The organism is Paracoccus sp. M683 (assembly GCF_007096355.1).
In the GTDB taxonomy this organism is placed as follows: domain Bacteria; phylum Pseudomonadota; class Alphaproteobacteria; order Rhodobacterales; family Rhodobacteraceae; genus Paracoccus.
Map to the genome: position 1 here is coordinate 408,758 of NZ_VKDF01000001.1, position 21,885 is coordinate 430,642.

A 21,885-nucleotide genomic window follows, 5' to 3' on the forward strand; every position below is an offset into this window, starting at 1 on the left:
GTGCCGGTCTGTATGTTGGCAATGATGAGTCAGCGGCGATTCGGCGTCAAATTCTTTTTTGAATCAACGGGTTAAGATTTCATCTCGACACAAGATATTGTGCACCGGCTTGAACGACCGTCTATGATGAGGGGTAACGCCAATATCTAGCAGCGCCTTTTTATGGGCGGGCGTCGGGTAGCCTGCGTTCACGTCCCAGCCATAGCCGGGATATTGTTGCGCCAAATCCTCCATGATGCGATCGCGCAACACCTTGGCCACGATCGAGGCCGCCGCGATGGTCAGGCATCGGGCATCGCCCTTGACCACGGCCTCGGCCGGAAAGGCCAGATCGCGTGGCAGGCGATTGCCATCGACCAGCACATGATCGGGCGGTTGACGCAGCCCGCCAATGGCGCGGCACATCGCCAGATGCGAGGCTTGCAGGATGTTCAGGCGGTCGATTTCCTCGACCGAGACATGGGCTGCGGACCAGTCGCAATGGGTCATGATCCATTCGGCCAGCGCACCGCGCCGCGCCGCCGTCAGCTTCTTTGAATCGTTCAGGCCCTCGGGGATATTGCCGGAGTCCAGCACCACCGCCGCCGCCGTCACCGGCCCGGCCAGCGGACCGCGCCCGACCTCGTCCACGCCAGCGACGCGATGGGCACCACGCGCCAGCGCAGCCTGTTCAAAGCTGAAATCCGGGCCGCTCATGCGGTGATCGTCACCGGGCTGATGGTGACCTCTTCCAGGTTCACACCCTCGCCCTCGCGGTCGACGACCAGAAAATCGGCGGCATGGTCCAAGGGCGTCAGCACCCCATGCCAGACGCCCGCGCGCAGGTTCACCCCCATGCCTGCGGGCACGATGAAGGCCAGCGGCGCGCCGGGCCTGCCATCCACGTCCGGGGCCACGACGGACAGCCAGGCATCCGGGCCAAGCGGCATGAAGGCCTGGCTGCCAAGCGGATGCCGTTCCAGCAGCGCGCAATCATAGGGCAGGCTGACCGGCTCGGACCGGAAGATCGAGATGATCGCCTCGCCGCCGTGGCGTTCGACCATGGCCAGCGCGTGATGGCGTTCGCAGCGGCCCGCGTTGATCAGCCTGTCCGCACGATCGCGGGGCATCAACAATTCGCCGTAAGGGGCAAAGGCTTCGGCGGTGATCGGTTGCGCGGTGATCGTGGTCATGTTTCCTCTTGGGGTCTGCGGGCGGCGGCAAGGCCATCCAGAATGCGGGTCAGGATCTGGCGGCGGGCCAGCGGGTTGGCCAGGCGCAGCACCTCGGCCCGCGCGGCGGCGGACATCTGCATGCAGCGATCGGGATTGGCGCGGGCCCAGGCCAGCTTGTCCTCCAGATCGGCGCAATGCAACTGCACCGGGATATAATGTGTCCAGGGTTTGAACCGGCCCAGATAATAGACCTCCCAGCCGTCCTCTTCCTTCAGCAGCACCGACTGGCTGTTGATGGCCCCGATGAAATTCGATCCGTGGTCATAACCCGCCAGCGTCAGCTGATAGCGGAAGCGGCTGAAATAATCGCCGCCGACGCGCGGCCGGCTATAGGGCGCCAGCAGCGGATGCGTGGTCAGATCGCGATAGCGCCAGGACAGGACCATTCCGATGTCGAAATCCGGGTGATCCATCCAGCGCCGCAGGAAAGCCATGCGCGGCACGTCGCACAGCCGCCGAAAAGCCGCTTGCTGCGCGGTTTCATCATCACCCGCCTGGCGCAGTTCATCCAGCAGCTGATGCGAGGGCTGACGCCGCAGGCCGGCCCGTTCCACGGCCGCGCCCGAGATATTACCGCGCCAGACCAGCAGATCCTGTTTCTGTTCAAAGGGAATGAGGTCACTGCTTTCGGCACTGGGCTGGCCCGGCGCGGCGATTTCGTGCATGCCGGGCAGCGGCCACAGCACGACATTCCGGGCGCCGGCGCGACGATTATAGCACAGGATCGGCACGCCGATCGGCTTGCCCTCGGGCGATCCCATCCGCCGCACATCCTGCATGTCCACGCGAACCGGATCGTCGCGACCAAGACGCAGGATGTCGTTGATCACCCCCTCGGCACGGGCGCGCTTGAAATCCGGCTGGTGGGGCAGGACCGCCACCGGCCCGTCGCGACCCGGCAACGGGCCGATCACATAGGGCAAGACCTGACCATTCTGGGTGACGACCCGCACACCGCCATCCCATTCGCAATACAGCCCGGACACGCCCTGAACCGGGTCATCGCCGTCAGCCCCGGCCGCCACGCCCTTGAGACAATAGGCAACCACATCCTCGACCAGTTCGGGATCGTCGCGGGATGGCGCAGGGCGTGGCAAATCCAGCGCGGTGCCCAGCTGCCGTTGCAACGTGTCACCTTGATGGGGCAGCCAGGGCTGGGGGTCGGGGGCCCGCTTCAACGGGCGCGGCAGCAGCGGCGACAGCCGGTCGCTGAAGGCGGCAGGGCTCTGGCGATCCAAATCCACGCGGATCAGCCGGGGGTCATCGCCGAAATGGGCCTCGACGGCATCAAGATGGCTCTGCCAGTCGCGGCGCCAGATATCCGGCAGCGCCTCGATCGGCTGTTCCAGATGATGCGCATAGCAGCGCGCGGTGGCGCCGTTGCCGGCGGTCATGCGGTCCAGAATCCAGCCATCGGGATCGCGTGTGGTCAGGATGAAGCGGGCCTTGGGGAAATGATGGTCCAGAAAGGCAATGTCACGCCACGCCTCCAGCGGTGGACGCCAGAACAGGTTCACCCGGTGCAGCCCGGTGAACAGCGTCACCTGCCCATGGCCGCGCAAGGGTTTGCGGCCCTTTGCACGCGCGACCAGGATATCGGATGCCAAGGCCCCCTTTTCGTGGCACAGCGCCTGATAACCGCTTTGACGAAACATCTGCGCCAGCCGCTGTTCACCGCAGCAATCCGGGCTGATATGCAGAAAAACCGGCATCCTCAGACCTGGTGGCGACCGCGTTCCAGGCTGGGCAGTCGCGGCAGCAGAATCGTCAACAGCCCCAGCACCGGCAGCACCGAACAGACAAGAAAGACCATGCGAATGCTAGTATGATCAGCCAGCACGCCCAGCATCGCCGCTGCGATCCCCCCCATGCCAAAAGCAAAGCCGAAGAACAGCCCGGCGATGGTCCCGGTCCGGCCCGGCACCAGTTCCTGCGCGAACACCACAATGGCCGGGAAGGCAGAAGCCAGGATCAGCCCGATCACGACACAAAGCAGCCCCGTCGCCACCAGCCCCACATGCGGCAGCGCCAGCGTAAAGGGCAGCACGCCGAGGATCGAGAACCAGATTACCCGCAGCGGCCCGATCCTGTCGCCAACCAGCCCGCCCAGCATGACGCCTGCCGCCATCCCCGCCAGAAACAGGAACAGCATCAACTGCGCCCCCTGCGGGCCAAGGCCAAATCGGTCGATGATGAAAAAGGTCAGATAGCTGCTCATGCTGGCCGAGTAGATATTCTTGGTAAAGACCAGGATCGCCAGCACGACGATCGCACGGATGACAACCGGGCGCGGCAGGCGCAGCGCGGTTTCGACCGGGGCGCGGTTCGCGCGGCGGCGACCTTCGGCCCAATCGCCGATCCGCCACAACAGCGCCGCCCCCAATGCCGCCGCAACGGCGAACCAGGCAACTGCGGGGCGACCAAGCGGCACCACCACGAAGGCGGCCAGCAACGGCCCCATCGACTGCCCGAAATTTCCGCCCAGCTGGAACAGCGACTGCGCGGTGCCGAACCGTCCACCCGAAGCGATTCGCGCCACGCGCGAGCTTTCGGGATGAAACACCGCCGATCCTACCCCGATCAGCATCGCGCCGGTCAGCAGCATGCCGTAATTCTGCGCCGTGCCCAGCAGCACGACCCCGATCATGGTCGCGATCATCCCCAAAGGCAGCGACTTGGGCTGCGGGTGCCGATCCGTCACCGCGCCGATCACAGGCTGCAACAGCGATGCGGTGATCTGGAAACCCGCGCTGAGCAGCCCGATCTGGGCATAGCCCAGCGAAAACTCGACCTGAAGCAAGGGATAGATCGACGCCAGCATCGACTGCATGACGTCATTGATCAGGTGGCACAGACTGACGGCGCAAAGAACCGCCCAAGCGGTGCCCTGCGCCTGCGCGCCTATCTGCGGTCCGGTCGTTGCCATTGGAAAACCCGTAGGGATCTGCCCCTCGTAAGCCGCTGACTAACAGCAGGGTTGGGGAATGAAAACGCTTTTCGGCAACATTCTGCCAATCCGGCGCCGTCCCGACATATCTAAACAAATAAGTTTAGACTGGCTGATCTTTTGGATAGCTTCCAAGCCAAGAGCGGTTTCAGGACAATGGCCTTAACACCCCATGCCACAAAGAAGTCAACAGATGAGTCGGCTGTCAGACAAAGCGGTTGCGCGCCTGCGCGGCGTCAGCCCGGATCAGTCCGGGCGAAGCACCACGACCTGGCAATCCGTCAGGAACGAGGTTCTTTTGCGTATCCGGTCGCAGGAATGGCCGGCCGGGACGCTGATCCCGACCGAAAAGCAACTGGCGCTGGAATGGGGCTGTGCGCGGGCGACCATCAACCGCGCCCTGCGCGATCTGGCGGATAATGGCATCGTCGAACGGCGGCGCAAGGTCGGCACCCGCGTCACCGCCGCCCCCCGCCTGGAAGCAAGTCGTGAAGTGTCGACAATCCGCAGCGACATTCGCGCCCAAGGGGCCGAGTTCGGCTATCGGCTGCTGCGCAGCGAAGCCGTCGCTGCCCCGCCCGATATCGCGCGGCAACTGCAATTGTCGGACAGCGATGTGGTCCACCATGTCCAGGGGCTGTTCCTGGCCGATCAGGCACCCTATTGCTGCCTTGCCACCTGGCTGAATACCAAGGCACTGCCTTCGCTGGAGCAGGTGGATCTGTCCGAAAGCTCGGCCGAGGAATGGCTGGACCACGTCGCGCGGCCCAGTCACAGCCGGATTTCGATCATGGCTCTGCCCATCGGGCTGCGCTGTGCCGAGGCCATGCAACTGCAACAGGGAATGCCGGTTCTGACGATCGAGCGGACCGATTGGGCCAACACGACGCCGCTTGCCTTTTCCCGGCAGTTCTTCCCTCCGGGGCACCGGCTGGTCTACGAGGATTGACGCAGGCAGCAGCAGCCCCGCAGCCGCGACATCCAAGCGGCGGCGCGGCGCTCAGCCCTGCCTTGTCTTTCGGAAAACACCCGTTGCGCGGGCAATGACCGTGCCGTCCTGATGCGTCAGCACCCCGTCCAGAAACAGGGTCGAGCGACCGCCGCCCGTGACCTGCCCCAGGGCCTCGATCCGGCCGGGCCGGCCAGGGGCAAGAAAGTTCACCGTCAGCGTGATGGTTGAAAACGGATGGCGACCGGTTTCGTCCACGGTCAGGCTTGCCGTGGCCCCCATCGCATTGTCCAGCATGGCCGTCGCGATCCCGCCATGCAGGATGCCGGTGCGGTTCAGATGCTGCGGCCCAAGATCCAGACTGCACGCCGCCCGCCCGTCACCGCGTGCGACATCCAGAACATAGCCCAACAACCGCTGCGCCCCGGTCTCATCACGGATCAGTTGGCTCATGGCCGTGGGGTCCTGCTGGCGGGGCAATTCGACGGGCGGGGGGATTGTGTCATGCAGGCGTCTCGTTTCTGGTCGATAGGGGCGATCAGCACCAGAATGCCGACCATGGCGAAACAAGCAAGCCCGGCAAGAATGGGGAACGCCATCGTCACGGGCCAGCCGACCTGCATTGCCTGATCGCCAACACGCTTTCGCGACCTCGCCAGAATTTACATCGGGCCCACTGGTGAAATCACGCCGAAAAGCCGATGTTGAAGCCCGCCAAGACCGGAGACCTGAATGACCCTGCGCCCTGCCTCTCTGTTTGCCACGCTGATCACCGGCCTGCTGGCCACCACCGCCATGGCCACGCAGGCCACTGCCCAGAAATTCGGGACTGCCGAAATCGAGGCGGCGACTTTCACAGGCACAGACCTGCCAGCCGGGCAATCGGCGCTGACGGCCAAGGTGCAGGTCCTGCTGGATCGCTCGGGGACCTCGCCGGGGGTCATTGACGGCTTCAAGGGCGGGATGAGCGAAAGCGCGATCCGCGCATTCGAGCGTCGCGCCGGGTTGCCGGTGGATGGCGTTCTTGATGCGGCGGTCTGGGATCTGCTGCTGCCCTATGCGACGCAGCCGATCACCACCGACTACACCATTACACATGCCGATGCCGAGGGGCTGGTGGCCAGCATCCCCGCCGATTACGCCGAAAAGGCGCAGATGGCGACGCTTGGCTATACCAGTGTCGCCGAAAAGCTGGGCGAGCGGTTTCACATGGATGAAAAGTTCATCGCCTTCCTGAATCCCGGCATCGCCCTGACCCCCGGCGCCACTATCAAGGTCGCTGCGCCCGCAAGCCCGATCAAGGCGCAGGTGACGCGGATCATCATCGACAAGACCACCCGCCGCGTCGCCGGTTACGATGCGGCGGGGACAATGGTGGTCGACTATCCGGCCACGGTCGGTTCGGATGCGACGCCCTCGCCTGCGGGCAACCATCGGGTCGTCACCATCGCCCTTGATCCCAATTATACCTATAATCCAAAGGTCAATTTCAGACAGGGCAGCAATGACAAGGTGCTGACCATTCCGCCCGGCCCCAACGGACCTGTCGGCAATGTCTGGATCGACCTGTCCAAGCCGACCTATGGCATCCACGGCACCCCCACGCCGTCGCAGCTGTTCGTCAATCAGTCGAATGGTTGCGTGCGGCTGACCAACTGGGATGCGCGCGAACTGGCCAATATGGTCAAGCCCGGCGTCACCACGGTCGAGTTTCTTGAACCCGGCGTGACCATCGCCGACGTGACCGGCGGAACCCCCGCCATGCTGCCGGCATCGACCACCGCAACCACCACCGCAGCCACCATCACCGAGACGGCGACCTCGGCCCCGGCAGCGGTCACAGCCACCACCCTGCCTGCCGCCGCCATCCGCGAGGACACGACCGAACCCGACACCCCCGCCGGTGCCCCTGCATCAGTCAGCGATGACGCGCTGAGCGAAGCCCTTTCCAATGCGCTCAGTGACGGCACGATTCCGCAGACGGCGACGGGCACCGCAGGACAGTGAATATCCTTCCGGCGATTGCAGCGGCCGCAACCGCACTTGCCCTGACGGCAACTGCCGTATCGGCTCAGGACCGGATCGTCGATCAGGTGACCCGGCCGCCCCAAAAGCCGGAACAGACCGCGCCGAACCAGACTGTGCCGGCCCCGATCCCGGCACCTGACAGGCCCCGGAACGTCACCGCAGAGGAACTACCCGCGAAGGATCGCGATCCGGCACCATCCGCAGAGCCAGTGACCCGCCCTCTCTTGCGCGAATCGGATCTGAGCTATGCGGCTTGCCGCGTGACATTGATCCTGCTGGGCACCGAATACGAGGAACTGCCCCCCCTGACCGATGCCGATCGGGGCGATTGCGGCATCGCGCGGCCCATCCGGGTGACGCAGATTCTGCCGGGCGTGGCTCTGGAAGGTGGCGCAACGATGCGCTGTGATACCGCCCGCGCGCTTGGTTTCTGGCTGAAGGATTTTGTCCAGCCCGCCGCCAGCAGATTGCCCGGATCGCCTCGACTTTCGGGCCTTCAGCTGGGCACGACCTATGATTGCCGCGCCAGGGTCGGCACCGGCGAGGCGCCGAAACTGTCCGAACACGCCCTTGGCAACGCCATCGACATCGCGGGTCTTGCCTTTGATGGTGGTGAGACGATCCCGGTCCAGCCGCGGCAGGACTCTGGCGATCTGGTCGAGGCATTCCAGCGCGCCATCAGGGGCGCAGCCTGCCTGCATTTCACCACCGTTCTCGGCCCCGGCAGCAATGCCGCACATGACGACCATCTGCATCTTGACCTTGCCGCCCGAAACGGCGGCTGGCGCCTGTGTCAATAACCGGCCCATGGGGCCTTTGCCGCCGCCCCGATCAGCGCCGGTGCTTCTCCATATCCAGATAGGTCGGGTCAAACCGCGCCAGCCGGCTGATGCCGGCCCAGTCCAGGATCTCGACCTCGGTTCCGGTCCAGCGCAGGAAGCCCCGATCCCTGAGGTCGCGCACCGCCCGGTTGATGTGGATCGGCGAATAGCCAAGAATATCAGCCAGTTCGCGCTGAAGCAGTGGCAAGGTGAATTGCAGATCCGCGGCCGCACCCACCGCACCAAGCCGGGTATAGATCTCGCATAGCAGATGCGCCAGATGCGCGCTGGACCGCAACGAAGCTGCCGCAACAAGCCATTGCCGATGAACCGCAGCATCAATCAGCGTTGCCATCCACAACAGCCGGGTCAGATGCGGATAGGTCTCGGTGATGTCGATCAATTCATCATGGTCGACGAACTCGACCTCGGCCGGACCAAGGGCGACGACCGAATGTTCCAGCCCGGCCAAGACAAACCCATGCAGATCGACGAAATCGCCCGGCACGTGGACGGCCGTGATCACCCGCTCATTCGGGCGCCCGACCAATTGATGCGACCGCGCGGACATGCCTTGCAGCATCATGCAACTGCGGCGGGCGATCCGTTCCACGGGCACGATGACTTCGCCGGGGGCAAAGCTGACATGCTCGGTCTTCATCGCGCGAAGCCGGGCAAGGTCTTTGTCGCCAATTTCATCACGCCGTTGCAGATAGCGGATGAAATATTCGGTGATGGCCATTCGGACCCCCTTCAAGAACCGGCGGACAGTTGCAAATCGCCCTGACCGGTGCAATGGCCCGGCAAAGACAGCTAACATTGATTAACCACCAGACCCGGACATGGGTTTCCCGCCACCTATCCGACGCGCGAAGCGCCGCCGACGCGGGCCGGCAGGCGAAGGGCCTCGGCCAGCGCCGCAAAGCTTTCGACCACGCTGTCACGACGCAGGGCAACAAAGCTGTCAAGCCGGGGATACAGCTTGACCGCCTCGTCCAGCCGGGGATCGGATCCGGGCGCATACAGCCCTGCCCGGATCATCAGTTCGGATTCGGCATAGGCCCCCAGGGCCGCGCGAGCATGGGCGATCTGGCGGTTCTCGGCATCACTGGCCGCAGCCGGCAAGGCACGACTGACGGAACGGACCACGTCGATCGCCGGAAAGCGCCCGCGTTCCGCGATGGTCCGATCGAGGATGACATGTCCATCCAGAACGCCGCGCAGAATATCGGCGATAGGCTCTTCCATATCTGATCCCGCGACGAGAACGCTGAAAATGCCGGTGATGTCGCCCGAACCTTCGGGTCCAGGGCCGGCACGTTCCGCCAATGCCATGATCATATTGGCGGTCGAGGGCGGAAATCCCCGGTCGCTGGCCTGTTCACCCGCCGACAGGGCAATCTCGCGATGTGCCTCGGCAAAGCGGGTGATCGAATCAGCCAGAAACAGCACATGGCATCCCTGATCGCGGAAATGTTCGGCCACCGCCATGGCCGCCCAGGCACAACGCCGCCGCATCAGCGGCGACTGGTCCGAGGTCGCCGTCACGACAACGGCCCGCTTCATGCCGTCAGCGCCCAGTGTTTCCTCGACAAATTCGCGCAGCTCGCGCCCCCGTTCGCCGATCATGGCGATGACGACGACATCCGCCTCGACCCCACGCGCCAGCGAGGACAGCAGCGTCGATTTGCCCACGCCCGACCCCGCAAATAGGCCCATCCGCTGTCCCCGAACCAGCGGCAGCAGCGTATCCAGAACCGCCAGGCCGGTTTTCAGCCGCGCGCCAAGCCGGCGCCGCCCGGCCGCCGCCGGCGCAGCCGCGCGATAAGGCCGCGATTCCAGCCCCTGCGGCAGTGGCCGACCATCCAGCGGCTGCCCCAGAGGGTCGACAATACGCCCGATCCATGCATCGCACGGCGCGATCTCGGGGGCGCTGATCAATTCCGCCTCGATCCCGATTGACAGCCCGTCGACATTGCCCTCGACCAGGACGCTGGTGCGATCGGCCGCCAATGCCACCACCTCGCCCGCGACCTGGCGTCGACCCACCGCCAGCGAGACGCGATCGCCCACCGACGCCCGACCGCTCAGCCCCGAAATGCCGACGATCCCGGCGCGGATCTCGGATACACGGCCGTAATGCGTGACAAAGGGCTGCTGCCGCATCCGCATGATGATTGAGTCAATTTTATTCATTCCCCGTTCCCTTGTTTCTGTCCTGACCGACCTCGCTGAAACGGTTTCTAAACCTATTGGGGTTAAGACCGGGTTATCAGAACAGAGGAGAAACCTCAGTGTTTGAACGAATCGAACTGATCGGGATGGCGCGAGCCATGACTGATCACGCGGCCCAGAGGCAAAAGGTTGTCGCCGGGAACATCGCCAATGCCGACACGCCCGGCTTTCAGGCGCGCGATGTGACGCCGTTCAGCGAAACATATCGCAAAGGCGGGGTCGCGCTGCGCGGCACCGATCCGCGTCATATCACCTCACCCTTCGGGGCAGGTGGCCAGGCGCGTGTGACCGTCGATGACGCCCAGCCATCTCCTAATGGCAACAGCGTCTCGATCGAGGCCGAGATGGTCAAGACGGCCCAACTGCGCGGCGAACACGAACTGTCGGTCGGCATCTATCGCTCGGCGCTGGATATCCTGCGCACCAGCATCGGCCGCCGGGCCTGAAGGGGGATGACATGACTGAACCCGTCTCTGCCCTGCGTCTGGCGGCATCCGGCATGAAGGCCCAGGCTGATCGGCTGCGCCATGTGTCGGAAAACATCGCCAATGTCGACACCCCTGGCTATCGCCGCAAGCTGGTCAGCTTTGACCAGATGGCCGATTTCGGCCGGCCCACGGGTGAAGTCCGAGCCTCGGCGGCAATGCTGGACCAGACCGCGTTGCCGCGCATCTTCGATCCGGCGCATCCGATGGCCGATGAGAACGGCTATTACGACGGGTCGAATGTCGATCTGGTGGTCGAAATCGCGGATTCGCGCGAAGCGAGCCGCAGCTATGAAGCAAATCTTCGCATGTTCGAACAAAGCCGACAGATGACCTCGACCCTGCTCGACATTCTGCGCCGCTGAAAGGATTTCAGATGATTACGAATTTGCAGGCCAGCCAGGCCTATACCGCCGCGCGCAATGCCATCTCGCCGCTTGGCAATGCGGGCCCTGCACAGCCCGCGAACGGGCCCGATTTCGCCGCCATGGCGCAGGATTTCGTGCAGGTGATGGAAAAGGGCGATGCCGCCGCGACCGGTGCGATGACCGGCCAGGTCGAAACGCATCAGCTGGTGCAATCGCTGGCCGAGGCGGAACTGGCCTTGGAAACCGTTGTCGCCATCCGCGACAAGGTCGTCGAGGCCTATCAGGAAATCCTGCGGATGCCGGTCTGAGGGCTGATCATGAACGAGCTGATCCTTTTCGACATGATGCGCCAGGCGCTGCTTGTAGCGGTTCGCATCTCGGCCCCGATGCTGGGTGTGGCGCTGGTTGCCGGCGTGGTGATCGGGCTGTTCCAGGCGCTGACCTCGGTGCAGGAAATGACCATCACCTTCGTGCCCAAGGTCGGGCTGATGCTGGCCGTTTTCTGGGTCACGATGAGCTTCATGACCACGGCCCTGTCCGATTTCTATACCGGCCAGATCATCCCGCTGATTGCAGGGGGCTGATACATGGATAACGGCATCTATGCCGCGCTGACGCGGCAATCCGGCCTGATGCGCGAAATGCGCGTTGTCGCCAACAACATCGCCAATGCCAATACCACCGGCTTTCGCCGCGAAGGTGTCATCTTTGCCGAGCACCTGACGCGCCTGGACCGGCAGGGCGAGGCGCTGTCGATGGCCGATGCGCGCGGACGCCTGGTCGACCTGCGCCAGGCAGTGATGACCCAGACCAACGGCGATTTCGACATGGCCATCGAGGGCGAAGGCTTCTTCATGGTCGAAACACCCGAGGGCAACCGCCTGACGCGCGCCGGTGCCTTTATCCCCTCGGCCGAGGGCGAGTTGATGACCGCCGATGGCCATCGCCTGCTGGATGAGGGCGAGGCGCCGATCATCATCCCGGCCGGCGCGGGCAGGATTGCCGTCGGAGCCGACGGCACGCTGTCGGCCAATGGCCAGCCCTTCGCGCGTGTTGGCGTCTTCATCGCCCCCGAGAACACGGACCTGACCCATCAGGGCGGCACCCAGTTCGCCTTTCAGGGCGAGTTGCTGCCCGCCGAACAGGGCGCTGTCCGCCAGGGCTTTCTTGAGGAATCCAACGTCGACCCCGTGTTCGAGATCAGCCGCATGATCGAGGTCCAGCGCGCCTATGAGTTGGGCCAGTCCTTCCTGGACCGCGAGGATCAGCGGATCCGCTCGGTCATCACCGCCATGTCCCGCTGAAAGGCCCCATCATGAGAGCATTGCAAATCGCCGCCACCGGCATGAGCGCGCAGCAAACCCGCGTCGAGGTGATCTCGAACAACCTCGCGAACATGTCGACCACCGGCTATAACGCCCGCCGCGCCGAATTCGCGGACCTGCATTATCAACAGGCAACGCGCCCCGGCAGCATCGCCGCCTCGGATGGCACTGTCATTCCCGCTGGCGTTCAGCTGGGCCTGGGCGTGCGCCCGACCGCCGTGACCGTAAACCTGCAACAGGGCTCGCTGACGGCGACCGGCGGCGATCTGGATGTCGCAATCGAGGGCGACGGCTATCTTGAGGTGGTGTTGCCCTCGGGTATCTCGGCCTATACGCGCGATGGCGGGCTTAAACGCTCGGCCGATGGGTTGATCGTCACCTCGGACGGCCATGCCGTCGCCCCCGAAATCGTGATTCCCGACGATGCCCGCTCGATCAGCATCAATGCTGCTGGCGAAGTCCACGCCTATTTCAACGATCAGGTCGAACCCGAACTGCTGGGCCAGTTCACCCTGGCGAATTTCACCAACGAAAAAGGGCTGGAGGCAATCGGCTCGAACCTGTTTCTTGAAACAGGTGCTTCGGGCGCACCTGCGGTGGCAACGCCCGGACAGGACGGGCTGGGAACATTGCGGCAGGGCTATCTTGAAGAAAGCTCTGTCGATGCGGTGCGCGAGATCACCGAGCTGATCAAGGCGCAGCGCGGCTACGAATTGAACGCCAAGGTGATTACCGCAGCCGATCAGATGCTGGGCGCCACGGTGCAGGTGCGGTGATGCGGTTTCTCGTCGTTATCATCGCCCTGTGCTGGCCCCTTCAGGCCCTTTCCGCCCCGGTCAGTGCCAGCCGCACCTTGCCTGCGGGCACGATCATCGGCCCTGCCGATCTGGTCCTGCCTCCCGATGCCGATATGGCGGATGCCGACGCGCTGATCGGCCAGCAAACGCGCATCACCATTTATGCCGGCAGGCCGGTCGCGGCCACGCAATTGCGGGCACCGCGGCTGGTTGCGCGTAACCAGATCGTGCCGCTGGTCTTCAGTCAGGGGTCGCTGCGCATCGAAATCAGCGGCCGCGCCCTGTCCGAGGGTTCGGCCGGCGACATGATTCCGGTCATGAATCTCAGTTCGCGCCAGACCGTCAGCGCCTTGGTCGCACCCGACGGCACCCTGCGAATCACCCGCTGAGGAATCCAATGAAAAAACTTTCTATCGTCATTCTGCTGATCGCATTGACGGCCTGCGGTCGCGCCGCCGATCTGGGCCGCGCCCCCGAAATCAGCCCGCCGCGCCAAAGTGCCGAGTTTGTCGCCATGACCGAGCCGCCATTGATCATGCCGCGCACATCGGGGCGCCCGGAATCGGCGGCGTCGCTGTGGTCGGGGCAATCGGCCTCGCTTGTGGCGGATCGTCGGGCCACGATGCGGGGCGATATCCTGACCGTCGTGATCGAAATCGACGACAGGGCCGAAATCTCGAACAGTTCGGAACGCTCGCGCAGTGCGGGTGACAAGGTGGGCATCCCGGCGCTGGCCGGCCTGCCGCAGCGTATCGACCAGCGCCTGCCGGAAGGTGCGAGCATGGCGGATATGGTCGATGCCAAATCCTCGACCAGCTATTCGGGTGAAGGCAATATCTCGCGGCGTGACAAGCTGACGCTGCGGGTTGCTGCAACCGTTCTGGATACGCTGCCCAATGGCGTGCTGCACATTCAGGGCAGCCAGGAAGTGCGGGTGAACTTTGAACTGCGCGAGTTGACGGTCAGTGGCTTTGTTCGTCCGTCAGATATCAGCGGCCGAAACGAGATCGCCTATGACCGGATCGCCGGTGCGCGCATTTCCTATGGCGGTCGCGGCCAGATCACCGATGTGCAGCAGCCACGCTATGGTCAGCAGATCGCCGATATCGTCCTGCCATATTGAGGAAGGGGCAGAATGAACACGAAGCGACTGATCTGGGCCGTGCCGGTCCTTGCGCTGCTGGGCGGGGCGGCCGCAGGAAACCTGATGGTGCGCCAACCCGAAGCGACCGCGGATGCAGAAGACGGCCCGTCCCTTGATGGTGAAACGGGTGAAAAGACAGCAAGCGCCCCGGAAAAGGATGTCAGCCCCGCAGCCTGGTTCAAGTTTCCGAACCAGTTCTTCGTACCTATCGTCCGGCGCGGCGAGATCGACGGCATGATGGTACTGACGCTGACGGTCGAAACCACCGAAAAGGGCAAACCCGCGATCGAGGCACAAGAGCATCGGCTGCGCGACGCCTTGCTGCGCAGCCTGATTATCCACGCGAATACAGGCGGTTTTGCAGGGAACTACACGGCTGATCCGAAGATGCAGCAGTTGCGCGAATCGCTGCTGACTACGGCGACCAAGGTGGCAGGGGCCGATGCGCATGCCGTTTTGATCGAGGACCTGGCCCGTTCGGACAGGTAAGCCGGGGGCCACGGTTTCCGGCAGGTGGTCGGGCCATGGGACGATTATCCCCTGCCCTGATTGCAAATCGGTCCGGGAACGGGCAATGGACGTCAGAAATCGCGGACCTTCTATCCATGCCCGACCTTGCCCCCGTTACCATCCTCATGGCCGTCTATGATGGTGGTGCGCATCTGGCCCAGCAGTTGGACAGTTTCGCCATGCAGGATCATCGGGAATGGCGGCTGATCATCTCGGATGACGGGTCTGATGATGACAGCAGGGTGATCTGCGCGGGCTTCCGTGATCGCATGGGGGCAGATCGGGTGCAGTTGATCGACGGGCCGCGCGCCGGACCGACACGAAATTTTCTGCATCTTGTGGATCAGGCCCCCGATGGCGTGCCGCTGGCCTTTTCGGATCAGGACGATGTCTGGCTGCCACACAAGATGACGCGGGCCATGACGCAGCTGGCAGATGCCGAAGGGCCAACCCTCTATTGCGCCCGCACGCTGATCTGCGATCAGGCCTTGCAGAACCGCCAGCCCTCGCGCCTGTTCAAGCGACCCCACGGCTTCAGGAATGCGTTGGTCCAGGCCTGCACGCCCGGCAACAGCAGCGTCTTCAACCTTGCCGCCGCCGCGCTGCTGAAGCGGGGTGTGCAAGCTGCCATGCGCCATGATCTGCCGGCGCATGACTGGTGGGCCTATCAGCTGGTCAGCGGCGCGGGCGGCACGGTGATCTTCGATGCCGAGCCGGTGCTGCTGTATCGCCAGCACGACAATAATGTGATGGGGCGCAATGACACTCCGCGCGGCATGTTGCGGCGGATGGGAATGCTGATGCAGGGCGAATATGGCGACTGGCTGACCGCCAATACCGCAGCGCTGACAGAGGGCGCGCCCCTGCTAAGCCCCGAAAATCGCGATATTCTTGCGCGTTTCAGGCGAATGCTGGATCTGCCCGGCCCTGCCGCCCTGCGCGAATTGCGCAGGCTGGGTCTTTATCGGCAGACGGCGGGCGGCAATGCGGCGCTGATGGCCGCCGCCGCCATGGGCCGGTTGCGGCAGCGCGGCTAGGCTGCGATCACTCGTGTTCGCGCCGTTCGGCCAGCAGGCGGTTCATATAGGCGCCGTATTCATTCTTGGCGAACAGCGCAGCGCGTTCGGCCAGTTGATCGGCGTCGATCCAGCCCTGCTCGAAGGCGATTTCCTCGGGGCTGCCGGTCTGCAACCCCTGACGGCGCTCCAGCGTGCGCACGAAATTCCCGGCATCCAGCAGGCTGCCATGGGTGCCGGTATCCAGCCAGGCATAACCACGCCCCATCTTCTGCACCGTCAGCAGCCCATCGGCCAGATAGGTTTCCAGCAGCGAGGTGATTTCCAGCTCGCCACGATCCGAGGGCGTGATCAGCGCCGCACGATCGGGCGCGGTGCCGTCAAGGAAATACAGCCCCGTGACGGCATAATTCGAGGGCGGAACTTTCGGCTTTTCGATGATAGACCTGACATTGCCGTCAGCGTCGAAATCCACGACCCCATAGCGTTCCGGGTCGACCACCCGATAGCCAAAGACCGTGCCGCCGACCTGCTTGGCATCGGCATCGGCCAGTGCCTCGCTGAGGCCGTGGCCGAAAAAGATGTTGTCGCCCAGCACCATGGCCGATGGTGAACCGGCCAGAAAATCGCGGGCCAGCAGATAGGCTTGGGCCAGCCCGTCGGGGCTGGGCTGCACGATCCATTCGAAACGCAGACCCCATTGCGTGCCATCGCCCAGCAGACGCTGAAACTGCGCCTGATCCTCGGGCGTGGTGATGATGGCGATCTCTCGGATGCCGGCCAGCATCAGCACCGAAATCGGGTAATAGACCATCGGCTTGTCATAAACCGGAAGAAGCTGTTTCGAGACCCCCATGGTGATGGGGTAAAGCCGTGTGCCAGAGCCACCGGCCAGGATGATGCCCTTGCGATCGGTCATGTCGTTTCCTTCAGTTCGGTCAGAACGCGGGCCAGACCCTGCCGCCAATCGGGGCGGTCGATGCCAAAATCGGCGCCGATGCGGCGGCAGTCCAGTCGCGAATTCAGCGGACGGCGCGCAGGTGTCGGATAGTCACTGCTGGGAATATCGGCGACCTCGCAGGTCAGCCCTGGCTGGTCAAAGATCGCACGCGCGAAGTCGGCCCAGCTGGCATCGGGACCACCCGAGAAATGGTAAAGCCCGCCCTTGGCCGGGTCGGCAATCATCTGCCCGGCCATGGACAGCAGCGCACCCGCGATATCGGCCGCCGGGGTCGGCCCGCCGATCTGGTCGGCCACGATGGTCAGCCGGTCGCGTTCCGCCCCAAGACGCAGCATGGTTTTCACGAAATTCGCGCCATGGGCGGAAAACACCCAGGATGTCCGCATCACCGCCCATTGACCGCCGGCCTCGGCCACGCCTGCCTCGCCCGCCAGCTTGGTTGCGCCATAGACACCCAAAGGCGCGGTCGGCGCATCCTCGGCGCGGGGCTGATCGCCCGAGCCATCAAAGACGTAATCGGTCGAGACATGCAGGAAGGGCACCCCCTTTGCCGCCGCCGCGCGGGCCATGGCGGCGGGGGCGGCTGCATTGACCAGCCGCGCGGTGTCCGCATCGGCCTCGGCCTTGTCCACGGCCGTATATGCGGCGGCATTGACGACCACGCGGCAATCGCTGCCCGTGATCGCCGCAGCACAGGCCGCCGGGTCTGTCAGATCAGCCTGATCGCGGCCCAGAAAGCGCGCATCGGGGGCCAGCCGCGCCAGTTCCCGCGCCACCTGTCCGGTCTGGCCAAAGATCAGCAATCCGTCCATCAGCCCTGCCCCAAACGTTTACCCACTCCATCACGCGACAGCAGCGGCTGCCACCAGTCGCGATTGGCCAGATACCATTCGACAGTGCGGCGCAGCCCCTCTTCGACCGTGACCGAGGGCCGCCAGCCCAGTTCGTCGCGGATTCGCGTCGGGTCGATGGCATAGCGCCGGTCATGGCCGGGCCGGTCGGTGACGAAGGTGATCAGCCGGTCATGCGGCGCGCCGGCGGGGTTCATCCGGTCCATATGCGCGCAGATGGTACGGACGAGGTCGATATTCGTGGCCTCGTTCTCGCCACCGATATTATAGCTGCGGCCGGTTTCGCCCTTTTCGGCCACCAGCAACAGCGCGTCGGCGTGGTCCTCGACATACAGCCAGTCGCGGATATTTCCGCCATCGCCATAGACCGGGATGGGCTCGCCCGCCAATGCCTTCAGAATGACCACCGGCACCAGCTTTTCGGGGAAGTGGTAGGGGCCGTAATTGTTGGAACAATTGGTCAGCACCACCGGCAGGCCATAGGTCTCGTGCCAGGCGCGGACCAGATGGTCCGACCCCGCCTTGCTGGCCGAATAGGGGCTGCGCGGGTCATAGGGCGTGGTTTCGGTGAACTGCCCGGTCTCGCCCAGGGAACCGAAGACCTCGTCGGTCGAAATATGGTGGAAGCGGAAACCAACGGGTTTCCCGCGTGCCAGCCAGTTCGCGCGCGCGGCCTCCAGCAGGTTATAGGTGCCCAGGATATTCGTTTCGACAAAGGCACCCGGCCCGTCGATGGACCGGTCGACATGGCTTTCGGCGGCCAGATGCATCACCACATCGGGGTTATGGGCGGCAAATATCCGATCCAGCGCCTGACGGTCACGAATATCGGCCTGTTCAAAGCTGTAATGGTTGCTGTCGGCGACCGGGGCCACGTTTTCCAGATTGGCGGCATAGGTCAGCGCGTCCAGATTGACGACCTCGTGCCCGCGTGCAACGGCCAGCCGCACCACGGCCGAACCGATGAAGCCCGCCCCGCCGGTAACAAGCAGTTTCATTGGAAATCCTTGTAGTCAAAGGGCGATTCCCACTGATCGAAGGCGGGGGCGTCGCGGTCCTTGTCGGACAAAAAGGGCAGATCGACGCCCCAATCGGCGCCGACCGTATCCCAACGCACAGCGCCATCGCTGGCCCGGTCATAATGGTCGGTGCACTTATAGACGATTTCGGTATCTGGTTCGCGCGTGACAAAGCCATGCAGGAAACCGGCGGGCACCCAAAGCTGACGGCCATTTTCGAAGGACAGCTCGACCCCGACCCATTTGCCATAGGTTGGGCTGCCCCGCCGCGCATCGACGGCGACATCCAGCAGGCTGCCCCGCCCGCAACGCACCAGCTTGCCCTGGGCATGGGGCGGCGCCTGATAGTGCAGCCCGCGCAGCGTGCCGGTCTGGCGCGACAGGGAATGATTGTCCTGGACGAATTCGGGCAGTTCAACGCCTGCCTCGCGCAGCGTCCTGCGGTTCCAGCTTTCCGAGAAAAAGCCCCGGTCGTCGCCGTGACGCGCCGGGGTCAGGATCAGAACGCCGGGAAGGCTGGTCGGGTCAATCTGCATGCATCTCACCTGTCACTCGATCAGCCCGACCTATACGCAGCGCAGGAGGCAATGTCACCCCGGCGCGGATCAGCCTGCGATGGCGTTGATCACCAGAAAGATCGCAGCCGACAGGCCCGCGGCGGCAGGCACGGTGATGACCCAGGCGGCAATGATGGTCATGAAATGCGACCGGCGCACCAGCTTGCGGCGGCGGCGTTCCTCGGGGGCCAGCACCGGCCGGTCAGGCACGGCCTGCCGGGCCATGCGCAGGCGCCGCTCGGCATCCCATTCGCGGAAGAAGCCGACGCCGAACACGCCGCCCACCGCGATATGGGTTGAACTGACCGGCAGGCCCAGCCAGCTGGCCACGATCACCGTCAGCGCCGCCGACAGCGCCACGCAATAGGCGCGCATCGGGTTCAGCTTGGTAATCTGGTTGCCGATCATGCGGATCAGCTTGGGGCCGAACAGGAACAGCCCGAACGAGATGCCAAAGGCGCCGATCAGCATGACCCAGACCGGAATGCCAACCGCGCCATCATGACTGCCCGATTGCGCCGCATGGACGATGGCGGCCAGCGGGCCGACCGCATTGGCCACGTCATTGGCGCCATGAGCAAAACTCAACAGCGCGGCCGAGACGATCAGCGGAATCCCGAACAGCACTTTCAGCGACTTGTTGCGGTTGCTCAGCCCTTCCGACTGGCGGCGCACGACCGGGATCATCACCGCCCAGATTACCAGGCCCAGAACCAGACCGACCAGCAGCGCCTGCCCCATGGACAGATCCACCAGCTGCTTCAGCCCCTTCAGCGCCAGATAGGCCGCGAACACCCCGCCCATGATGCCCACCAGCACCGGCACCCAGACACGCGCAGCGGCGATCTTGTCGTCCTGATAGATGATCCGGGCCTTGATGAACCACAGGAAACCCGCCGCGATCAGCCCGCCCAGCAAGGGCGAGATGACCCAGCTGGCGGCAATCGCGCCCATCGTCGACCAGTTGACGACCGCCAGCCCGGCCGAGGCGATCCCCGCCCCCATGACGCCGCCCACGACCGAATGCGTGGTCGACACCGGCGCGCCGATCCAGGTCGCCAGGTTCACCCAAAGCGCCGAGGACAGCAGCGCCGCCATCATCGCCCACATGAAAACCTCGTTCGAGGCCATGGCCTCGGGCGCGACGATGCCCTTGGCGATGGTCGACACCACATCGCCGCCCGCGATCAGCGCGCCCGCGCTTTCAAAGATCACGGCGATGGTGATGGCCCCGCCCATCGTCAGCGCATTGGCCCCCACCGCCGGACCCATGTTGTTGGCCACGTCATTGGCGCCGATGTTCAGCGCCATATAGGCGCCAAAGGCTGCGGCTGCGACGACAATCAGCGTATTGCCGGACTGTCCGAAAAACAGTGCCGCCAGCAGCGCCGCCAGCACGACAAAGACAAAGGCGATACCAGGCGCGACCAGGGGTCGGGTGGCATAGGCGGCCGAGGCCTCCAGCGTGGAAAAGCGCCCAAGGTCGCGATCCAGCGTTTCAAGATGTCGGGCTTCGTCTTCGATCCGGGTCATGATGTCCTCCGTTTTGCACGCCAACGCGGCCCGCGCCACTTTATTCCGCCCGATTCCGCCCGACGGGACGGCGGCGCGGCGCTTATTTGAACATTTACGGGGAAATGTCGAGGTAAGGCTTTCAGCCGCTGGCGCCCCGGTCTTTCGTGCCCGCAGCAATTGCGCAAGGCCACGATACCCGCCATTCTGGGTCGGTTATTCTTCCGTGACCGATATGGTTTTTCCCGGTTGTCAGTATTGAGGGTTTGCAATGTCATCGGATCAATTGGTGCAGGCCCTGGGCGGTGCCGCGATCGCTATCGCCCGAAACAAGCTTCCCGATTGGACATTCGCCGCGCTGATGCCGGACGGGGACAAGATCGTCGCCTATATCTTCGGCGGTCGCCGGCTGGAAATCCGCACCGAATTGAAGGCAGGCGCGGCGCCGTTCGAACAGTTTGCGCAGCTGGCGCGACAGACCAGCCAGAAATCGGGGCTGTTCCGGCGCAAGACCTTCAAATCGGCCTGCGTCATCGTCCGGCGGCGCGGCCAAAAGGCCGTTCTGCGCCTTGATTATCAGGTGCAGGGCGCATTCCTGCCTTTGACGGAAAACCCAGTTCAGGATTTTCACCGGATCGTCGGCGACACCTTCCCCGACGAGGCCCGCGCGATGTCCCGCGACGGCCGCCCGGTCTGGTCAGACGCCAGCGCGCTGGTTCAAGACTTCATCAGGGACTATGAAATCTGGAACGATTACGCTTTTGCAGAAAGCCAGATCGACGATCCCGAGGCCCGTTGGAACCAGCGTCAGGCCTATGACAATCTGATCACTCGCTATTGCCTGCCGGACAAGACCTATCAAGGCATTGCCTATGGGTCCGACGCCGACCACACGCCCGATCAGGAAACCATCATTTCCGTCCATGAAACCGGCGATACCGCCGAAGTTCGGACCCGGTTTCAGGATCGCAAGTTTGACTTCATCACGCATGACTACACTTACGAGTTGTTTCGTGCCGCCGGCCAATGGCACCTGCAAGTGCTTTGGCTTTGCGACGAAAACGGCAGGTATCGCTGTCTCTGACAGACCCGCCGCAGCGTTTCCCTGACGCATTCGCTTAAAACGGTTGCTTTGCAGATGCCCGG

The 21,885-nt window shown here is 64.0% G+C and carries 26 protein-coding genes; 14 read left to right on the plus strand and 12 right to left on the minus strand.

What is annotated here, in order from left to right; translation table 11 throughout:
* Positions 1–63: 63 nt before the first annotated feature.
* Genes FNJ84_RS01905 through FNJ84_RS01920 form a run of 4 tightly spaced genes read right to left on the minus strand, consistent with a single transcriptional unit; the run spans position 64 to position 4,140 of the window.
* A complete protein-coding gene (locus FNJ84_RS01905) occupies positions 64–696 on the minus strand; it encodes a ribonuclease HII (RefSeq protein WP_143791211.1) in 633 nt (210 codons plus the stop codon).
* Positions 693–1,172 (minus strand): ureidoglycolate lyase, encoded by a 480-nt coding sequence (locus FNJ84_RS01910; protein ID WP_143791212.1) that lies wholly within the window; start codon positions 1,170–1,172, stop codon positions 693–695. Before FNJ84_RS01910 ends, FNJ84_RS01905 begins: the two co-directional genes overlap by 4 nt.
* Positions 1,169–2,926 (minus strand): glycosyl transferase family 90, encoded by a 1,758-nt coding sequence (locus FNJ84_RS01915; RefSeq protein ID WP_143791213.1) that lies wholly within the window; start codon positions 2,924–2,926, stop codon positions 1,169–1,171. The genes FNJ84_RS01910 and FNJ84_RS01915 overlap by 4 nt, the downstream gene beginning before the upstream one ends.
* Positions 2,927–2,928: 2 nt before the next feature.
* A complete protein-coding gene (locus FNJ84_RS01920) occupies positions 2,929–4,140 on the minus strand; it encodes an MFS transporter (RefSeq protein ID WP_143791214.1) in 1,212 nt (403 codons plus the stop codon).
* Between the two features lie 214 nt (positions 4,141–4,354).
* On the opposite strand from FNJ84_RS01920, the gene FNJ84_RS01925 reads away from it, so the two are divergent.
* Positions 4,355–5,110, plus strand: coding sequence for a GntR family transcriptional regulator (locus FNJ84_RS01925; protein WP_185968390.1), 756 nt, complete (start codon positions 4,355–4,357; stop codon positions 5,108–5,110).
* Between the two features lie 51 nt (positions 5,111–5,161).
* Here the strand turns inward: FNJ84_RS01925 and FNJ84_RS01930 are convergent, their stop codons facing one another.
* Positions 5,162–5,563: a PaaI family thioesterase gene (locus FNJ84_RS01930; protein ID WP_143791216.1), complete on the minus strand. Its 402-nt coding sequence runs from the start codon at positions 5,561–5,563 to the stop codon at positions 5,162–5,164.
* A gap of 279 nt (positions 5,564–5,842) precedes the next feature.
* Between FNJ84_RS01930 and FNJ84_RS01935 the strand changes: the two genes are divergently transcribed.
* Both FNJ84_RS01935 and FNJ84_RS01940 read left to right on the plus strand, forming a co-directional pair.
* Positions 5,843–7,117 carry a L,D-transpeptidase gene (locus tag FNJ84_RS01935; RefSeq protein WP_143791217.1) on the plus strand — a complete coding sequence of 425 codons (1,275 nt, stop codon included), beginning with the start codon at positions 5,843–5,845 and terminating at the stop codon, positions 7,115–7,117.
* On the plus strand, positions 7,114–7,938 hold the full coding sequence (locus tag FNJ84_RS01940) for an extensin family protein (protein ID WP_143791218.1): 825 nt from the start codon (positions 7,114–7,116) through the stop codon (positions 7,936–7,938). The genes FNJ84_RS01935 and FNJ84_RS01940 overlap by 4 nt, the downstream gene beginning before the upstream one ends.
* Before the next feature lie 31 nt (positions 7,939–7,969).
* Here the strand turns inward: FNJ84_RS01940 and FNJ84_RS01945 are convergent, their stop codons facing one another.
* Together FNJ84_RS01945 and FNJ84_RS01950 are read right to left on the minus strand one after the other, a co-directional pair.
* Entirely contained in the window at positions 7,970–8,701 is a 732-nt protein-coding gene (locus tag FNJ84_RS01945) for a Crp/Fnr family transcriptional regulator (RefSeq protein WP_143791219.1), read from the minus strand.
* 116 nt (positions 8,702–8,817) lie between these two features.
* Entirely contained in the window at positions 8,818–10,155 is a 1,338-nt protein-coding gene (locus FNJ84_RS01950; RefSeq protein ID WP_143791220.1) for a FliI/YscN family ATPase, read from the minus strand.
* 98 nt (positions 10,156–10,253) lie between these two features.
* Here FNJ84_RS01950 and FNJ84_RS01955 point away from each other — a divergent pair, with 98 nt between their 5' ends.
* The 10 genes from FNJ84_RS01955 to FNJ84_RS02000 all read left to right on the plus strand — a co-directional run bounded on the left by FNJ84_RS01955 (position 10,254) and on the right by FNJ84_RS02000 (position 15,860).
* A complete protein-coding gene (locus FNJ84_RS01955; RefSeq protein WP_143791221.1) occupies positions 10,254–10,640 on the plus strand; it encodes a FlgB family protein in 387 nt (128 codons plus the stop codon).
* A gap of 11 nt (positions 10,641–10,651) precedes the next feature.
* Positions 10,652–11,044: a flagellar basal body rod protein FlgC gene (flgC, locus tag FNJ84_RS01960; protein ID WP_143791222.1), complete on the plus strand. Its 393-nt coding sequence runs from the start codon at positions 10,652–10,654 to the stop codon at positions 11,042–11,044.
* Positions 11,045–11,055: 11 nt separating this feature from the next.
* A complete protein-coding gene (fliE, locus tag FNJ84_RS01965) occupies positions 11,056–11,355 on the plus strand; it encodes a flagellar hook-basal body complex protein FliE (protein WP_143791223.1) in 300 nt (99 codons plus the stop codon).
* Positions 11,356–11,364: 9 nt separating this feature from the next.
* Positions 11,365–11,631: a flagellar biosynthetic protein FliQ gene (locus FNJ84_RS01970; RefSeq protein ID WP_143791224.1), complete on the plus strand. Its 267-nt coding sequence runs from the start codon at positions 11,365–11,367 to the stop codon at positions 11,629–11,631.
* A gap of 3 nt (positions 11,632–11,634) precedes the next feature.
* A complete protein-coding gene (locus tag FNJ84_RS01975) occupies positions 11,635–12,351 on the plus strand; it encodes a flagellar hook-basal body complex protein (RefSeq protein ID WP_143791225.1) in 717 nt (238 codons plus the stop codon).
* A gap of 11 nt (positions 12,352–12,362) precedes the next feature.
* Positions 12,363–13,148: a flagellar basal-body rod protein FlgG gene (gene flgG / locus FNJ84_RS01980; RefSeq protein ID WP_143791226.1), complete on the plus strand. Its 786-nt coding sequence runs from the start codon at positions 12,363–12,365 to the stop codon at positions 13,146–13,148.
* Positions 13,148–13,558, plus strand: a complete 411-nt coding sequence (gene flgA, locus FNJ84_RS01985; protein WP_143791227.1) for a flagellar basal body P-ring formation chaperone FlgA — start codon at positions 13,148–13,150, stop codon at positions 13,556–13,558. Before flgG ends, flgA begins: the two co-directional genes overlap by 1 nt.
* A gap of 8 nt (positions 13,559–13,566) precedes the next feature.
* Complete coding sequence (gene flgH / locus FNJ84_RS01990) at positions 13,567–14,292, plus strand: flagellar basal body L-ring protein FlgH (RefSeq protein WP_143791228.1); 726 nt, start codon at positions 13,567–13,569, stop codon at positions 14,290–14,292.
* Positions 14,293–14,304: 12 nt separating this feature from the next.
* Positions 14,305–14,802, plus strand: a complete 498-nt coding sequence (locus FNJ84_RS01995) for a hypothetical protein (RefSeq protein WP_143791229.1) — start codon at positions 14,305–14,307, stop codon at positions 14,800–14,802.
* A 116-nt stretch (positions 14,803–14,918) separates the two neighbouring features.
* Positions 14,919–15,860 carry a glycosyltransferase gene (locus FNJ84_RS02000; protein ID WP_143791230.1) on the plus strand — a complete coding sequence of 314 codons (942 nt, stop codon included), beginning with the start codon at positions 14,919–14,921 and terminating at the stop codon, positions 15,858–15,860.
* 7 nt (positions 15,861–15,867) lie between these two features.
* On the opposite strand, the gene rfbA is transcribed toward FNJ84_RS02000, so the two are convergent.
* The 5 genes from rfbA to FNJ84_RS02025 all read right to left on the minus strand — a co-directional run bounded on the left by rfbA (position 15,868) and on the right by FNJ84_RS02025 (position 20,760).
* Positions 15,868–16,758, minus strand: a complete 891-nt coding sequence (gene rfbA / locus FNJ84_RS02005; protein ID WP_143791231.1) for a glucose-1-phosphate thymidylyltransferase RfbA — start codon at positions 16,756–16,758, stop codon at positions 15,868–15,870.
* Complete coding sequence (gene rfbD / locus FNJ84_RS02010; RefSeq protein ID WP_143791232.1) at positions 16,755–17,612, minus strand: dTDP-4-dehydrorhamnose reductase; 858 nt, start codon at positions 17,610–17,612, stop codon at positions 16,755–16,757. Before rfbD ends, rfbA begins: the two co-directional genes overlap by 4 nt.
* Positions 17,612–18,649 (minus strand): dTDP-glucose 4,6-dehydratase, encoded by a 1,038-nt coding sequence (gene rfbB, locus FNJ84_RS02015; RefSeq protein WP_143791233.1) that lies wholly within the window; start codon positions 18,647–18,649, stop codon positions 17,612–17,614. Before rfbB ends, rfbD begins: the two co-directional genes overlap by 1 nt.
* Positions 18,646–19,206 (minus strand): dTDP-4-dehydrorhamnose 3,5-epimerase, encoded by a 561-nt coding sequence (gene rfbC / locus FNJ84_RS02020; RefSeq protein WP_143791234.1) that lies wholly within the window; start codon positions 19,204–19,206, stop codon positions 18,646–18,648. The genes rfbB and rfbC overlap by 4 nt, the downstream gene beginning before the upstream one ends.
* Before the next feature lie 69 nt (positions 19,207–19,275).
* The gene (locus tag FNJ84_RS02025; protein ID WP_143791235.1) at positions 19,276–20,760 is read right to left on the minus strand and encodes an inorganic phosphate transporter; all 1,485 of its coding nucleotides are present in this window, start codon (positions 20,758–20,760) and stop codon (positions 19,276–19,278) included.
* A gap of 250 nt (positions 20,761–21,010) precedes the next feature.
* On the opposite strand from FNJ84_RS02025, the gene FNJ84_RS02030 reads away from it, so the two are divergent.
* Positions 21,011–21,823 carry a hypothetical protein gene (locus FNJ84_RS02030; protein ID WP_143791236.1) on the plus strand — a complete coding sequence of 271 codons (813 nt, stop codon included), beginning with the start codon at positions 21,011–21,013 and terminating at the stop codon, positions 21,821–21,823.
* Positions 21,824–21,885 lie beyond the last annotated feature (62 nt).